General features: G+C 32.0%; 13 protein-coding genes. 6 read left to right on the top strand and 7 right to left on the bottom strand.

The window, feature by feature from the left end:
* Nucleotides 1–14 precede the first annotated feature (14 nt).
* Nucleotides 15–1,412: a tetratricopeptide repeat protein gene (locus tag PHV37_06960; GenBank protein ID MDD3237821.1), complete on the top strand. Its 1,398-nt coding sequence runs from the start codon at nt 15–17 to the stop codon at nt 1,410–1,412.
* On the opposite strand, the gene PHV37_06965 is transcribed toward PHV37_06960, so the two are convergent.
* On the bottom strand, nt 1,409–1,915 hold the full coding sequence (locus PHV37_06965) for a metal-dependent transcriptional regulator (GenBank protein MDD3237822.1): 507 nt from the start codon (nt 1,913–1,915) through the stop codon (nt 1,409–1,411). The two genes, PHV37_06960 and PHV37_06965, sit on opposite strands and share 4 nt — an antisense overlap.
* A 21-nt stretch (nt 1,916–1,936) precedes the next feature.
* The gene (locus tag PHV37_06970) at nt 1,937–3,556 is read right to left on the bottom strand and encodes a hypothetical protein (GenBank protein ID MDD3237823.1); all 1,620 of its coding nucleotides are present in this window, start codon (nt 3,554–3,556) and stop codon (nt 1,937–1,939) included.
* Between the two features lie 279 nt (nt 3,557–3,835).
* Between PHV37_06970 and mnmA the strand changes: the two genes are divergently transcribed.
* On the top strand, nt 3,836–4,939 hold the full coding sequence (mnmA, locus tag PHV37_06975) for a tRNA 2-thiouridine(34) synthase MnmA (protein ID MDD3237824.1): 1,104 nt from the start codon (nt 3,836–3,838) through the stop codon (nt 4,937–4,939).
* Nucleotides 4,940–5,044: 105 nt separating this feature from the next.
* Nucleotides 5,045–6,670 (top strand): glycosyltransferase 87 family protein, encoded by a 1,626-nt coding sequence (locus PHV37_06980; protein ID MDD3237825.1) that lies wholly within the window; start codon nt 5,045–5,047, stop codon nt 6,668–6,670.
* Here PHV37_06980 and PHV37_06985 read toward each other — a convergent pair.
* Complete coding sequence (locus PHV37_06985; protein MDD3237826.1) at nt 6,648–7,613, bottom strand: hypothetical protein; 966 nt, start codon at nt 7,611–7,613, stop codon at nt 6,648–6,650. The genes PHV37_06980 and PHV37_06985 overlap by 23 nt on opposite strands.
* Before the next feature lie 45 nt (nt 7,614–7,658).
* Between PHV37_06985 and PHV37_06990 the strand changes: the two genes are divergently transcribed.
* Nucleotides 7,659–8,381 carry a hypothetical protein gene (locus PHV37_06990; protein MDD3237827.1) on the top strand — a complete coding sequence of 241 codons (723 nt, stop codon included), beginning with the start codon at nt 7,659–7,661 and terminating at the stop codon, nt 8,379–8,381.
* Between the two features lie 242 nt (nt 8,382–8,623).
* Nucleotides 8,624–10,579, top strand: a complete 1,956-nt coding sequence (locus tag PHV37_06995; GenBank protein MDD3237828.1) for a phosphoenolpyruvate carboxykinase (ATP) — start codon at nt 8,624–8,626, stop codon at nt 10,577–10,579.
* On the opposite strand, the gene PHV37_07000 is transcribed toward PHV37_06995, so the two are convergent.
* Nucleotides 10,576–10,791 carry a hypothetical protein gene (locus PHV37_07000; protein ID MDD3237829.1) on the bottom strand — a complete coding sequence of 72 codons (216 nt, stop codon included), beginning with the start codon at nt 10,789–10,791 and terminating at the stop codon, nt 10,576–10,578. The genes PHV37_06995 and PHV37_07000 overlap by 4 nt on opposite strands.
* 114 nt (nt 10,792–10,905) lie before the next feature.
* Complete coding sequence (locus PHV37_07005; GenBank protein ID MDD3237830.1) at nt 10,906–11,487, bottom strand: hypothetical protein; 582 nt, start codon at nt 11,485–11,487, stop codon at nt 10,906–10,908.
* A gap of 197 nt (nt 11,488–11,684) precedes the next feature.
* Between PHV37_07005 and PHV37_07010 the strand changes: the two genes are divergently transcribed.
* Nucleotides 11,685–12,479 carry a DUF4013 domain-containing protein gene (locus PHV37_07010; GenBank protein ID MDD3237831.1) on the top strand — a complete coding sequence of 265 codons (795 nt, stop codon included), beginning with the start codon at nt 11,685–11,687 and terminating at the stop codon, nt 12,477–12,479.
* On the opposite strand, the gene PHV37_07015 is transcribed toward PHV37_07010, so the two are convergent.
* The gene (locus PHV37_07015) at nt 12,476–13,321 is read right to left on the bottom strand and encodes a carbohydrate ABC transporter permease (GenBank protein MDD3237832.1); all 846 of its coding nucleotides are present in this window, start codon (nt 13,319–13,321) and stop codon (nt 12,476–12,478) included. The two genes, PHV37_07010 and PHV37_07015, sit on opposite strands and share 4 nt — an antisense overlap.
* A complete protein-coding gene (locus PHV37_07020; GenBank protein ID MDD3237833.1) occupies nt 13,318–14,190 on the bottom strand; it encodes a sugar ABC transporter permease in 873 nt (290 codons plus the stop codon). Before PHV37_07020 ends, PHV37_07015 begins: the two co-directional genes overlap by 4 nt.
* Nucleotides 14,191–14,202: the final 12 nt, after the last annotated feature.

The raw sequence follows: 14,202 nt of genomic DNA on the forward strand, positions 1-14,202 counted from the left end.
GCGGAAATATAACAATGAATTCTATACAAAAAGCAATAGAAGCTTATCAAAATAACGATTTTGAACTCGCTGAGTCAATTTGCCTCGCCCCGATAAACATAGAACACAGTTTTGATGATGTAGCAGACATTTTGGCAGCCATATATATTAATAAAAAAGATTTAAAAATTTTAAAGGACAAAAGTACATTTTACCTGCCGTTAATACGAAAAATCGCAGTGAACTGTTATAAACTTAACTTGAACGAAACGTCAAAAATATTTTTTGAAAAAGCACTACAATTAGATGTAAAAGACTATGTTGCTTGCAATTATCTTGGCTTGATAGCAGAACTTCTCTCAAACTACAAGGAGGCTGAAAAATTTTACCAAAAAGCAATAGAAATCACCCCCGACTATAACCCCATTTATAACATTGGAGTTTTATACAGAAAAACAGGTGATATAGACTCATCAATAAAATACTTAGAAAGAGCTTGCGAATTGCAACCGGTGAGCAAAACCGCCCATTACAGCTTAGGTATGTCTTATTTAATGAAGAAAGATTTTTATAAAGGCTATGAACATTTTATAAAACGAGAATTTAGAGAAAAAAGCAAATTAAAAAATGTAATTTTTAAGCTTGAACAAAAAAGCCACAAAGATAAAACAATTTTAATATACTGTGACGCAGGGCTTGGCGATGCTATAATGTTTTCGAGGTATTTCCCTTATTTAAAACAACATTTTGAAGAAATAATCGTTTACGCAAGACGCGAATTAATTAACCTATTTCAATACTCTTTTAAAGACCTTATTTTTGTGGATGATATTAAGGATATAAATTATGACTGTTCGGTTTTAGCAATGAATTTACCATACTTATTAAACATGGATTTTGCACAAACCCCAACCGATTTTTACTTAAAGTCAGATGAAAATAAAGAAAATATATATAAAAACAAATTTTTCAATTCTGATAAACTAAAAGTTGGAATAGTAGCTTACGCAGGTGGGCAAAGTCAAAGAACACAGAAGTTTCGGACTATTGGATTTGAAAAATTTTCTTTTTTAAAAGATTTTTCAAACATGGAAAAATATTCTTTTCAAAAATTTGATTTTGCACCGACTCCAATACTTCCTACTTATTTAACAGATATTGGAAATACCTTTTTTAATTTTTCAGATACCGCAGCAGCTTTAAAGAACATTGATTTGCTGATTTCTACAGATACAGCAACCGCTCATTTAGCAGGAGCCTTGGGAATAAAAACATTTCTATTGCTACCTAATTGTTATGACTGGAGATGGTTCGACGGAAGCAAAGCTACACTATGGTATAAAAACACGCAGCTTTTTGTCCAAACAGAAACCGAAAATTGGTCTGACGTAATTGAACAAATAAAAACAGAATTAAACAAAATGGCAAACTAATTTGAGCAACCGCAACAGTTTTTACCTGTTCCTTTGTCATTAATACATTTTGCACATTTTTCCTGCATAATACCCTCGTTCAAATAATATTTGAAACTATTTTTCCATTTAGGGGTTTTACACGAGCAATTCTGCATAAAGGTTAAATATTGAACAAATCTTTTTAAAACATCTTCAGGCATAGAGAACTCGATTTGAGAAGATGCGTCTTCTATTTTTTCATAAGGAAGCATCAGGCAAGTTTCCAAAAAATCAGAAATTATCTCATGCCTGCACCTTTTTTCTTTAATTGCAATTTTACCTTTATTTGTAAGAGTAATAACACCGTAAGGTTTGTAGTTAAGGAACCCTTTTTTTTGAAGAGATTTGATAGCTTCCGAGGTAGAAGCTACCCCAATATTTAAGCTTTTGGCGACATCTTTTACTCTTGTAGCTGTTTCGACTTCAACAATGTCATAAACGGCTTTTAAGTATTTTTCTAGGCTTTCGGTTAATTTTTTCATAAAGACCTCAATTTTATAACGTTATTTTATCATGAGTTGTTTTTCTATGTTAATAAAGCATGAAGGAGTAGTATTTTGCCATTTATTATTTTTAACATTATTTTGAGATTTTTTGGTCATAGCAATGTTTAATTTAGGTAGCACGACACCCAACATCAAAGCAGAATAAGCAATTCCGGATAGATGTGCAATATTTAATTTTTTTATATTTTTCGCAACATCACGACCACCTTGAGCTGCAATTTCGGCATGAGTTTTTAATGAAACATCTTGCAACCAGTGTTTAATGCCGTTGCCCGATTTTTGAATATTAAAGAGTGCGTTTTGTTTTTTATCAAATAATTGAGCAACTCCTTTTGCAACAAACCCGCCAAATACTAACCAATTCAAAAAGCCCAAATAATCTCTAACTACAGTTTCACGCAACTCTGTATTGTCTTTAGAAGCCAAAAAACGCCCTAAAATCAAAGCACCATAAACAGTTTTTATCGCATTTCCACTAGTCGTAGGACCTGTAAATTCTAACTTTTGAGCAAATCCTTTTAAGCTTTTTACATTCATTACTTTCGAAAGCATAAACACAAACCCTAATGAAGCAAGTGCTTTATTGATAGGTAAGTTTTTTTGAGCGGAAGATTTTTTATCTTTTTTATTAATATCTTCAACATAACCGTTATTGCCGACAAATTCAGAGCTACCTGTCCTTTTGTTTGTAATATAACGATTTAATACCTGATTAGAAAGTGCAATTATAGTTGATAGAGCGAGTGCTCCGCCGATTTTTATCCCGTTAATTTTTTTCAATTTGCCTATAGCCGGTGCAATTTCCTCACTATTTGACGAAAAAACATTTTTCCCCATATCAACAACATCTCGCAAAATATTTTGAATAGGAGCACTCACCGATTTTTGTCCGGAATTTACTACAATATTTCTTTCAGCCCCCAAGCCATTTGTTATACGCATAGAAATAATATTTAAAATATTTTTCGCATCATTTTTTGAGATTGAGTTGTCTGTAATCAATCTGGTAACGAGTTTTTCAATATTTTCTTTCGGATTACCTGTCTTTATAATATTTTCCTCAAGTCCTTTGAATTTTTCATTTTGCCATTTAAAATTTCTCCATTTATTTTTGTCAAACCAAGAGATAGTTGAAAAATCAGACATTTTCCAGCTTGTTTTATTTTCGCCATTGATACCATACATATTGTCAAAAACTTTATGGACAAAGTTTTCAGGCGTCTTTGACGACTTTTGCCAAACGTCATTAAAGACATCAATAGTATTATTTGTAACCCATGAATTATTATTTACTTTCACATTTGGTTTAACACGTTTAGAAGCCAATTTTTGTATTAAAATCGCAAAAAGCCCTGCTGAAAATTCAGCAATAAAAGTACCGGTATATTCCCGAAAAGCCATCTCGGCACCTGCATATTTATTGCGTTCTTTGAACTCGACAATTGTCCTAGGCGTATCCATTGCAAATATATCAACAGCAGAAGCATTCAACATCGGGTTAGTATCAAGGAGGGTGAGTCCTTTTGTTAATATTCCATCTATAGGTCCTTTAAAGTTAGGCGAATAAGCATTTTTGTCAGTTCTGTTTATAGTTTTAGTTTTAGTTATGTTTAACATTAGATTTTCCTTTCAATAAAAATTTCCGCAATAAAAAAGCCCTTATGAAAATAAGGACTTCAATACAAATATAATTTGTATGCCAATCTAAGTCCTTATATTTAAGAACTTACAACAGCAATTATTTTGTTTTTCAAGAGATATTTTTATCATATTTAGAGTATTAATCAAATGACATTTTTTGTCAACATCAGACTTCGCCAAAATTAATATTTGCAATGTGTTATGGTAATCCATAATTTTTATGGTATATATTAATTAAAATAGGAAAGGTGAAAAATGAGAATATTAATCGGTATGTCAGGAGGAGTAGACTCCTCAACAGCAGCCCTTATTCTAAAAGAACAAGGACACGAAGTTATCGGTGCAACAATGTCAATTTGGGGCAAAAAAGGAATTTATAAAAAGCTTTCAGAGCAATCAAGCAACCTGCTGCCAAAAGCTAAACACGGTGCCTGCTTGGGACCTGACGAAAAAGAAGATATAGAAGCCGCAAAAAAAATATGCGAAGAAATTGGCATACCGTTCTACGTCTTTGACTGTGCGGAACAATATGAAAAGATAGTGCTATCGAACTTTAAAAAAGAATACATGGCTGGCAGAACTCCAAACCCTTGTATCTGGTGTAATGCGTTGATTAAATTTGAAGCTTTACCCCAACTTGCGAAAGCTAATGGAATAAGGTTTGACAAATTTGCAACAGGTCATTATGCAAAAGTAGAATTCGATGAAAAAGCTAACCGATACTTGCTAAAAAAAGGGAAAAGCCCGAATAAAGACCAATCCTACTTTTTAAATAGACTTACTCAAAAGCAACTGGCAAATATATTGCTTCCCTTGGGCGATTATTCAAAAGAAGAAATTAGGGATATAGCCTCAAAAAACGGCTTGAGCGTCGCAAGTAAAGCCGATAGTCAGGATTTTTACGAGGGCGATTACAACGAACTTTTGAATGTTAAACCTAAAAAAGGCAATATTGTTGATACTAAAGGAAATATTTTAGGCACGCACGATGGAATTTGGAACTACACTATAGGACAACGAAAGGGGCTTAAAATAAGCTCTGAAGCACCTCTTTATGTCCTCGAACTGGATAATGAAAAAAATGAAGTTGTTGTCGGATTTAAAAACAAAACATTTAAAAATGAACTAATTGCATCAGATTTAAACTGGATAGCAATAACAAAACCTAAAGAAAATTTTCATTGTAAAGCGAAAATCCGTTCCACACAAACACCTGTAGCTGTAGAGATAAGACCAAATGAGGACTTTTTAACTGTTGAATTTGAAGATTTACAAAAATCAATTGCTCCGGGACAAGCTATTGTCTTTTACAAAGAAGATATTGTATTAGGTGGTGGAGTAATTCGTAGCTGTAATTAAATTTTATGATAAAATAAAATGAATTAAAGAATAGATGCAAGCTAGATGAATAGAATAAAAGATTTTTGTATTTTTACAGGAATATTTGTTATTTATGGAATTTTTTTGATACATTTATTGCCTGAAATAACATTTGATTGGCAAAATTATCGATTATATAATGTTTGGGCACTTTTTCATGACCGATTAATTTTTGACTATATGCCAACCACCTTACGATGCAGTTTTGTTCCGTTTTTAGAAATTCCAAATTACGTCGGAATAAAATTTCTAAATAATTACCCGAATTTATTTTTATTTCTTTCGACGATAGATTCAACTGTCGCAATATTTTTAACCTACAAAATCTCAGCTTTAATTTTTCGAAAAGAAACTGCTTGCAAAAATTTCTGCATCATTATGAGCACTGTTTTAGTTATGTTCACCCCCCTAATGATATATGAATTATCCTTTGAACAAAACGACATGCCTTTAGCTTGTTTTATTATGGGGGCATTATACCTGATATTAAAATATCTTTTTATAGATGAAAAGCAAAGAAGCTACAAGTTGCTTTTTGCAGGAATTTTAATAGGGACTGCACTTGGTTTGAAGCTTGTTGCGTGCGTGTATGTACTAACATTTGCAGTCATGTTAATTTTATATAAAAGTAATTTAAAATCTGTAAAAAAAGACTTGTTAAGCTTTTTTTCAGGAGTATTTTTTTCATTTTTGGCACTAGATAGTTGGTGGTTTTTAAAAATATATAATAGATTTGGGAATCCATTTTTCCCATATTTCAACAATATATTTCACTCCGATAAGGCTCCGTTCAAAGCTATAGTCGACATTGATTTCGGACACTTGAAGCCAAGAAACATTATAGAGATATTATTTTATCCATTTTTTAAATCAAACAATCAATATTTTTACGGAATAGAAAATTTTTCATTCGATTATCGATATCCGCTTTGGTATATCAGTTCTTTTGTATTACTAGCAATCCAATATTTAAATAATATAAAAGGGATAATAAACAAATATATAGACGAAATCAGCGATAAACGAATGTTTATATTCATCTTGTTATTTACACTTATTTCTTATTTTATAAATTTAGGAATTTTTTCCGCATATCGTTACATAATCCCAACAACTCTTTTATTTGGAATAACCATAGTAATCTTTATTTCTGTATTAATAAATTTCATCAAGACATCAAAAGCTAATAAAAACAGATGCTTAATAATTATTTGCCTAATTATCTTGTGTACATGCAGTATTTTTTCAAAATATTATAAATTTAAATTTTATTCATTATTTTTTAAAAAACAAACTCCAAGCTCTATTATCCAAACAGAAGACCTTAAATTTGAAGATAATTCGACTGTTATTTTAGTAGCAAGTGGAACATCATTCATGATTCCGTTCCAAAACCCGAACTGCCATTATATGGGGTTTGCAATCCCTGAAACAATACTCAAAAATATACAGCTAATGCCTGATACACCAATGTTATATGGCATTTATTGGACAGCTGTTCAAACACAAGATGTTCTTAAAAAAACTATAAATTCAAATAAAAAAATATATATATTAAGTAAAAGTAGTATTTTTACACATCCATATATAAAAGCCACATTGAATAGTTATTCAAAGCAGAAAAAACGGAAACTATCGAATTGTAAAGAAGCACATTTTTCGTATTTCGACATTGAAAACGATATTTTTATATATTGTGAATATAACTAAATACAGTCATGGCAACCTTTTTCATTTCAATGTCACCATATCTTTGATCAATAGGCAATGAAACTAAATTTGAGGATAAAAATGCTTCAAAAGAATTTTTTCTTTGTTTTTTATTATCCCAATAGTGAGTAGCATATATTTGATTTTCAAACAAATATTCAAGTAAGCTGACATCAGCACATAAAAAAGGATATTCAAAAGGAATACAATCCGTATCGATATCAATATTTAATTGATTTTTATCCCGTAATAATGTATGTAAAAATAAAAAATTTTTTCGTCTTTTTATTTTAATTTTTTCATAATCTAATCCATCTAAAATCTTGTGGCTGAGTTTTGACATATATTTTATAGGTTCATCAATCAAAAAATCATCATTCATCTCAAAAGAATGATAGCCGTCTTCGGCAGACAAATCGACTCGTTGTATAAGATGATTAAATCTCAAATAAGATTTATCTGTTTCTAAACCATAAACATTTTTTTTATCACAAAAGCAATAGGCTCCATCGGGAACCCCGAAGAACTTCCTTGCAGAATTAAAGCTTGCAAGTCCCTGTTTTGGACTAAAAAAGCTGTGAGTATTGTCAATGATTACCTTTGGATATTTTTCAGTTAAAACTTTGACGTTATTTTGACAAATCCCAAAATAATTAGGATACAAAATATATTCATTTTGTTCAAAATCCATAGTGGGCATAAAATTTTCATCTATATCAAACTCAATGAAATCGCATTTTTCAGACTTTATAGCCTCAGTTACAACAGGACAGATGTATGCAGGAACATACATTTTTTTGATGTTATATGCACGGATAATATATCTCAAACAATTACGTCCGGTATTCAACCTAAGGCAATCGTCAAAATATTCTTGACCTAAATTCGTTTCAAGTTCAAAATATCCACCTATAGCATTGTTTTTCGTCACAGTATTTTTCATATTTATGGACTATTATACGCTAAATTTTTGTTATAGGATTATTATATGAGCAATTTTATATTTTTAAAAAAAAATAATGAAAATTTATACAACGTTATAGCAGAAGCCGAAAAACTCTTTAGAGATGAATATTTCGACCAAACTATAATTCAAACAAGAAAATTTGCAGAAAATATATGCCGAGATTTACTAAGGGGCAAAGTCGCAGAAGAAGACACATTTGATGACTTAATCAATAAACTCAAAGACAATTCGTACGGAAATGTCAGGATTAACGAATTTACAGATGACTTATATTACCTAAAGAAAAGAGGGAATGCATCAGCCCATGCAACATCTTCTAAAAATGACGGAAAAATAGCCTTAGAATGTATTGAACGGGCTTATGAAATATCAGTTTTTTATTCAAATATGAAATACGGCTACAGCAAAAAGCTTGATAACTCTGTATTTAGTGAAGAAATGCTTATGACAGGGCAATCTACAGCAGAAAAAACGAAACCCATATCACTAAAAAAACGTTATAAAGAAGAACTTGAAGCAACAAGATTATACGAGAGCAAAGAAAACATATCCAAGCCTAAAAAGAAAAATCAAGCACAAAAAGCCACATCTTCTCGGGAAAACTCTCCTATAAATAGAGGCAACAAAGATGAAATAAAAAGCCTCTTATTTAGAATAATAGCAATAGGTTTACTGTTATATATCAGCGGTGCATACCTGTACTCAATAATTCAAAAAGTATTGTCTTTTTTCAACAAATTTTAAGAAAGCTCTTTTGTAAACTTTTATTACCTTGCTAGCAAATAAAATGATTTGTAGTTTTTAAACGAGCGAGGATAAAATTAATTTCTGCAAATATGGAGCATTCACTGATGATGCATTTTATCACTGTAGTTTGTTTATTACAATCTACAGCACGCTAAATTACGCCAATAAGCACAAACCTATGGACTAAATTATGCAATAAGTATAATTTTTCGTGTTACAAATAAGAAGAGAGGGTTTCTATGCGAATTACTAATGACTCAACCGTAAAATTTTACGGCATCCAAAACCAAGTTCCACAAAAGAGAGAAGAAACAAGTTCAAAGCCATCAGGATTAGCCCCACAACCGCCGACGATTCCCAGCGGTCAGGCATCGAAAGCTTATGCAATGATTTCCTTTGGTGACTCAAATGTTTTTAAAGACAACAAAACACAATCAAAAGAAATAGCAAACGAAGTTATTTCGAACGCAGCAAGTGCAAAGTATCTGACAAAGTCGCAACTAATTCAGGAATCATTGGAAAAAGAAGGCACAATGCTTACTAAAGACGGTTCTTTGGTGATTGACACAGAAAAGTACACAGGCAGAACTCCGGGGGCTAAATTTTTTGTAGCAACCGATTCTGTAAAAAACAAAATAAATTGGGATGGAAGCAACAATATCCCTATTTCAAGAGAAACGGCAGATGAAATTGTCGAAAAAATCAAAGAACACTTGAAAGACAAAGATTTATACTTGTATGACGGACAAGTCGGCTCAGATGATGATGTATCACTAGGTGCAAAATTTATCAATACATCAGCTGCCCAATCGTTATTCGTAAAAAATATGTTCAGAGAACCTTCGGAAAATTTTAAGAAAAATTCCGACTCAAAATTGACGGTTATTTCCGCTCCTGAATTCAAATTATCTGAAGAAGACAGAAAAAAATACGGACTAAACAGCGAGGTTTTAATTATAGTTGACGTAGACAAAGGACTCATTACATCAACAGGTAGTAAATATTCCGGTGAAAACAAAAAATCTGTATTTTCTTTGATGAATTATTTATCACCCCAAAAAGGAATATTGCCAATGCACTGCTCAGCTAACGTCGGAAACGAAGACGATGTAGCATTATTTTTCGGTTTGTCAGGAACAGGAAAGACAACACTTAGTGCCGACCCTTTGAGAAGCATAATAGGCGATGACGAACATTTATGGAGTGACAAAGGCGTTTCAAATATTGAAGGTGGATGCTATGCAAAAATGATAAATTTAAGCGAAGAAAACGAACCCGATATTTACCAAGCTTCTAACAGACGTGGAGCACTTCTGGAAAATGTACCCGTTAATGCTGCAGGAACTCCTTTTTTCAGTTATGACATGAAAAATCCAGAATTTGTAAACTCATTAAGAGAACCTGAATTTGCAAAAATGCTAAGACTTCCTGAAGAATATATACAGAAATTATCAAATGAAAAAACTTTTGAAGCAACAATTAAAGATGAAGAATTTTTAAATCAACTTAACGCAAATCAAGTTGAAAACACAAGGAGCAGTTACCCTGTAGAACATATCGGAAATGCGTTGATGGAAGGTAAAGTCAACAAGCAACCTAAAAATGTTATATTTTTAACCTACGATGCTTCAGGAATTATGCCACCGGTTGCAAAATTATCCCCTGAGCAAGCTAAATACTTCTTTATGAGTGGATATACAAGCAAAGTAGCAGGGACGGAAAGAGGTATAAAAGAGCCTCAATCTACATTCTCAGCTTGTTTTGGAGCACCTTTTATGCCACTGCATCCTGTTGAATATGCAAATTTACTCGAAAACAAAATTAATAAAGTAAAAGAATCAGGACAAGACTGCAATGTCTGGTTGATTAACACTGGATTAATCGGAGGAGCCTACGGAAAAGGCGGCGAACGAATAAGTATCAAAAACACAAGGAACCTATTAAATTCGATATTAGACGGAGATTTAAAAAATGCAGAATTTGATAAAGATAAAACATTCGGTTTTGAAATACCTAAATCTTGCACAGGTGTAGACTCTCAAATCTTAAACCCTAAAAACGCTTGGGCAGATAAAGAGGCATATGAAGAAACAGCAAAAAAATTAGCCGGTGATTTTATCAAAAATTTCAAAAAATACGAAAACAATCCTGATGCAATAAAACTTGCTGAAGAATATGGACCTAAAATAGATTAAAAAACAAATCCAAAGAGGGGCGTTGCTCGCCCCTTTTTATTTTGAATGAAAATTTTTATGCAGTTTAATACAAAGATTTTTTCCAAACCTAATTTATATTCCGAACCGATATTTTTCATTCCGGAACCGGATAGATTTCCACTTGAAGTTGCAACTACCGTTGTTGCTTGAATACAAAGTAATTTTACATATTGCAATATTATTTCGAGCATCAAAAGAAATTTTGCCGATATTTTGCATACCAGAAAGAGTTACTGCATAGTTTAATAAACAATAAAAAAAAACTGCAACCTCAATTGCAGTTATATCGTTCTTGTAAATTAAATTTATTTCAAATTTTGGTAAGCAGAATTTGTTGCTATCAAGTTTTCAATTGATGTAGTTTGTTGCCCGTCTCTGTTATATAGCTTGCTTAAATAGTTTTCTCTTTTAACCAATCTTGAAGAATCGTAAGAAGCAGTAGGGTTTTGAGAAGATAAAGAAATCCAAGTTCTTGTTTCCATAGTCCAAGCTCTCAATTCTTCAGAGAAAGTGCCGTCACAACCGTTTGCAACATGAACGCTTTCGTGAGCGATAAGGCAAGCAATTGCTTCCGCAGGAGCTGTTTCGTGGATTTTGTTGATAAAAATGACATAACCACCGTTGTTAGTTTTACCTGTTACAGCTTCACATTTGCCATAACCATATACTTCAAGGTTTCTAAACATAACTTTAATCGGTTTGTTACTGGGATTATTGCCACCTAAAACAGTTAAAACATCTTGTTTATTAGCAGATTCTAAAACATTCAAAGCAGAAGTTAGAGTTGCATTTGATGTATTTTGAGAAAAATCAGCTGCAAAAGCGGTATTTAAAGACAAAATAAAAGCAGCACAAATAAGCACAAATATATTGCATAATTTTTTCATTTAATTTACTCCGAGAACGACTATTTTTAGATACACATTTAACTTACATATTTAATGTCGACCGTTTGGAGTATTTACTTTAATTTTTTAGCAACTTTGCATTACAAAACTTAACACATAACGCAGAAATTTAATAATAATAAGACCAATTTGCCTTTAACCTCAAAATTGATATAATAAAGCCAAAGGAGAATATTATGAAATTTATAGAAATAAAAGATACAATAACCACCCAAGACAGATTTAAACCGAGATTTTTAGCCTTGGTCGCTATATTGATAGCACTTGCTGTTTTACAAAGAATAGCAGATATCCCAACCATATCAAATCTAGCAAAAGTAATAACGGTAATTTCATATACAATCATTGGCATTTATATAAACGGATATGTTTTTGAATTTATGCACAACTTTATGAATGGTAAAGGAAAAGAAAGCCTTTATTCCATGACTAAAAATTTAAAAGAAAGTTTACTGTTAGGCACAAAATACACTATAGGCGTGCTTTGCTACGCACTTATTTTAGGGGTGTTATTTATGGGATATTTTCTAATTACGCACCACTCATTAAGTGCAAAAATATTCTTAATAATTCTCGGTACAATATTATTATTTTTTATGCCCGCAATTAATATCAATTTTGTAGCTAGCAAAAAATTGTATTCAATGTTTCAAATACCAAAAATATTCAAACTAGTTAAAAGCAATATCAAAGCCTATTTGAACACAATTTGGCAAATTGCCTTATACACGTTTTCTGTAATATTCATAAACATTTTGGGCATAATGATTTGGTTATTTGCAACAGCTATAACCCAAAAAATCAACGTGATGTTCGGACTGATAACAACAGTAGCACTAATGTTGCTCCTAGTTATTTTGATTGAAGCAACAGGAATAGCTTTGACATTAGCAGGCTCGATTATATTAGGCAATTATTATATTTTGACAGAAAATAAAGCTGAAATCACACCAAGCGAAGAAAACAATTAACCTTTTACAGCACCTTCGTTTTGACCAGATACAAAGTATTTTTGCATAGCTACAAAAAATATAATAATAGGAATTATTGAAATTATAGAACCAGCTGCGATATATCGCCAGTTGGAACTGAACATACCTTGCAAATCATTAATTCCGACAGGCAATGTGTATAAAGTTTTTTTTGTCAAAACAATACTCGGCCATAGGAATTCGCCCCAAGAACCGATAAATGTAAATATAGCAAGTACAGCAAGAGTTGGTGTTACCATAGGGATAAGAACTTTCCACCATATTTGAAAAACATTGCAACCGTCAACAAAAGCAGCCTCCTCCATTTCTTTCGGAATAGCCATAAACGCCTGACGCATTAAAAATATACCAAAGGCATTAACAGCAAACGGAAGTATCAAGCCCAAATACCCCATAAAATTATTAACGGTATCAACCATGTTCAACTTTAAGACAATCAAATAAATCGGGAGCATAATCGCTTGAAAAGGGACCATAATAGTTGCCAAAATCAAATAAAATAAAACTTTTTTCCCTTTAAATTCCATTCTTGCCAAAGGGTAAGCAGCCAGAGCGGAAAAGATAAGATTTAAAACAACCGTAAACCCTGCAACAATAACACTGTTCCAAAAATAAGCAAGAAAAGGAATTTGTTTCCATACTCCTGTAAAATTTTCAAAAGTTATATGCTCAGGTATAAAGACAGGCGGATATTGAAAAATATTCTCATCAGGACCTTTTAAGGCAGTTGAAATCAACCACAAAAACGGAAAAAGCGATAGTATCGACATAAAAATCAACACTGAGTGTATGCTTAAAGATTTTAGCCAATTTCTTATCATAATTGATATTTTTTCCCTTCAAAGAAAATAAGATTAACAGCGGAAAAAGCCATAACGATAATCAAAAGCACAACAGCAGCCGCTGAAGCTAATGACAAATCCAAGTTTTCAAACGCCCGTTCATAAATATAATAAACAATGGTTTTTGTTGAATTCAACGGGCCGCCTCTTGTCATAACGTATATTTCAGCGAATACCTTAAGAGCAGAAATAGACGAAATCGTAACAACTAAAGCAATCGTCGGCATCAAGTGAGGAATAGAAACAGCTAAATGTTTCTGAAAAGCGTTAGCACCATCAACTTCTGCAGCCTCATACAAATCAGCAGGAGCCCCCATCAGAGCAGACAAATAAATCATCATATAATATCCGATTCCCTTAAAAATCGTAACTAAAATAACAGACCAAATAGCAACCCTTGGGTCAGTAAGCCAACCAATAGCACCCAGCCCCATCAAATCAGCAAAATAATTCAATATACCTTGCTGAGCATAAAGCCATTTAAACGCAATAGCAACAACAACTATAGATACGACAACAGGTAAATAAATCAATACTTTATACAAGGTGATACCTTTTATTTTTTGATTAATCAAAACTGCCAAAACCAAAGGAATCAAAGCCAAGACAGGAACTGCACCTATTACATACAAAAAAGTATTGCCGATTACTTGATAAAATTCTCTTGTTTTAAAAAGTTCAATATAATTAGCCAACCCAACCCAACTCGGATTATAAATATCAGTCGAAAAATCCTTGAAACTCAAAACGATAGTCTCTATAAACGGTATAAAAAAGAACAAAATCAAGATTATAAACGCCGGTAATATAAACAAATAAGGAACATATTTTTTATAATAACTATACATATTTATAATTAT

It is taken from the genome of Candidatus Gastranaerophilales bacterium, assembly GCA_028693235.1.
GTDB lineage: Bacteria > Cyanobacteriota > Vampirovibrionia > Gastranaerophilales > Gastranaerophilaceae > JAQUVW01.

Excerpts from the sequence above, each read along its gene's own strand:
- PHV37_06965 (MDD3237822.1), bottom strand. The coding sequence starts at position 1,915 with ATGAAAAAATTAACCGAAAGCCTAGAAAAATACTTAAAAGCCGTTTAT.
- PHV37_06970 (MDD3237823.1), bottom strand. The coding sequence starts at position 3,556 with ATGTTAAACATAACTAAAACTAAAACTATAAACAGAACTGACAAAAAT.
- PHV37_06985 (MDD3237826.1), bottom strand. The coding sequence starts at position 7,613 with ATGAAAAATACTGTGACGAAAAACAATGCTATAGGTGGATATTTTGAA.
- PHV37_06990 (MDD3237827.1), top strand. The coding sequence starts at position 7,659 with ATGAGCAATTTTATATTTTTAAAAAAAAATAATGAAAATTTATACAAC.
- PHV37_07000 (MDD3237829.1), bottom strand. The coding sequence starts at position 10,791 with ATGCTCGAAATAATATTGCAATATGTAAAATTACTTTGTATTCAAGCA.
- PHV37_07020 (MDD3237833.1), bottom strand. The coding sequence starts at position 14,190 with ATGTATAGTTATTATAAAAAATATGTTCCTTATTTGTTTATATTACCG.
- PHV37_06995 (MDD3237828.1), top strand. The coding sequence starts at position 8,624 with ATGCGAATTACTAATGACTCAACCGTAAAATTTTACGGCATCCAAAAC.
- PHV37_06960 (MDD3237821.1), top strand. The coding sequence starts at position 15 with ATGAATTCTATACAAAAAGCAATAGAAGCTTATCAAAATAACGATTTT.
- PHV37_07005 (MDD3237830.1), bottom strand. The coding sequence starts at position 11,487 with ATGAAAAAATTATGCAATATATTTGTGCTTATTTGTGCTGCTTTTATT.
- PHV37_07015 (MDD3237832.1), bottom strand. The coding sequence starts at position 13,321 with ATGATAAGAAATTGGCTAAAATCTTTAAGCATACACTCAGTGTTGATT.
- mnmA (MDD3237824.1), top strand. The coding sequence starts at position 3,836 with ATGAGAATATTAATCGGTATGTCAGGAGGAGTAGACTCCTCAACAGCA.
- PHV37_07010 (MDD3237831.1), top strand. The coding sequence starts at position 11,685 with ATGAAATTTATAGAAATAAAAGATACAATAACCACCCAAGACAGATTT.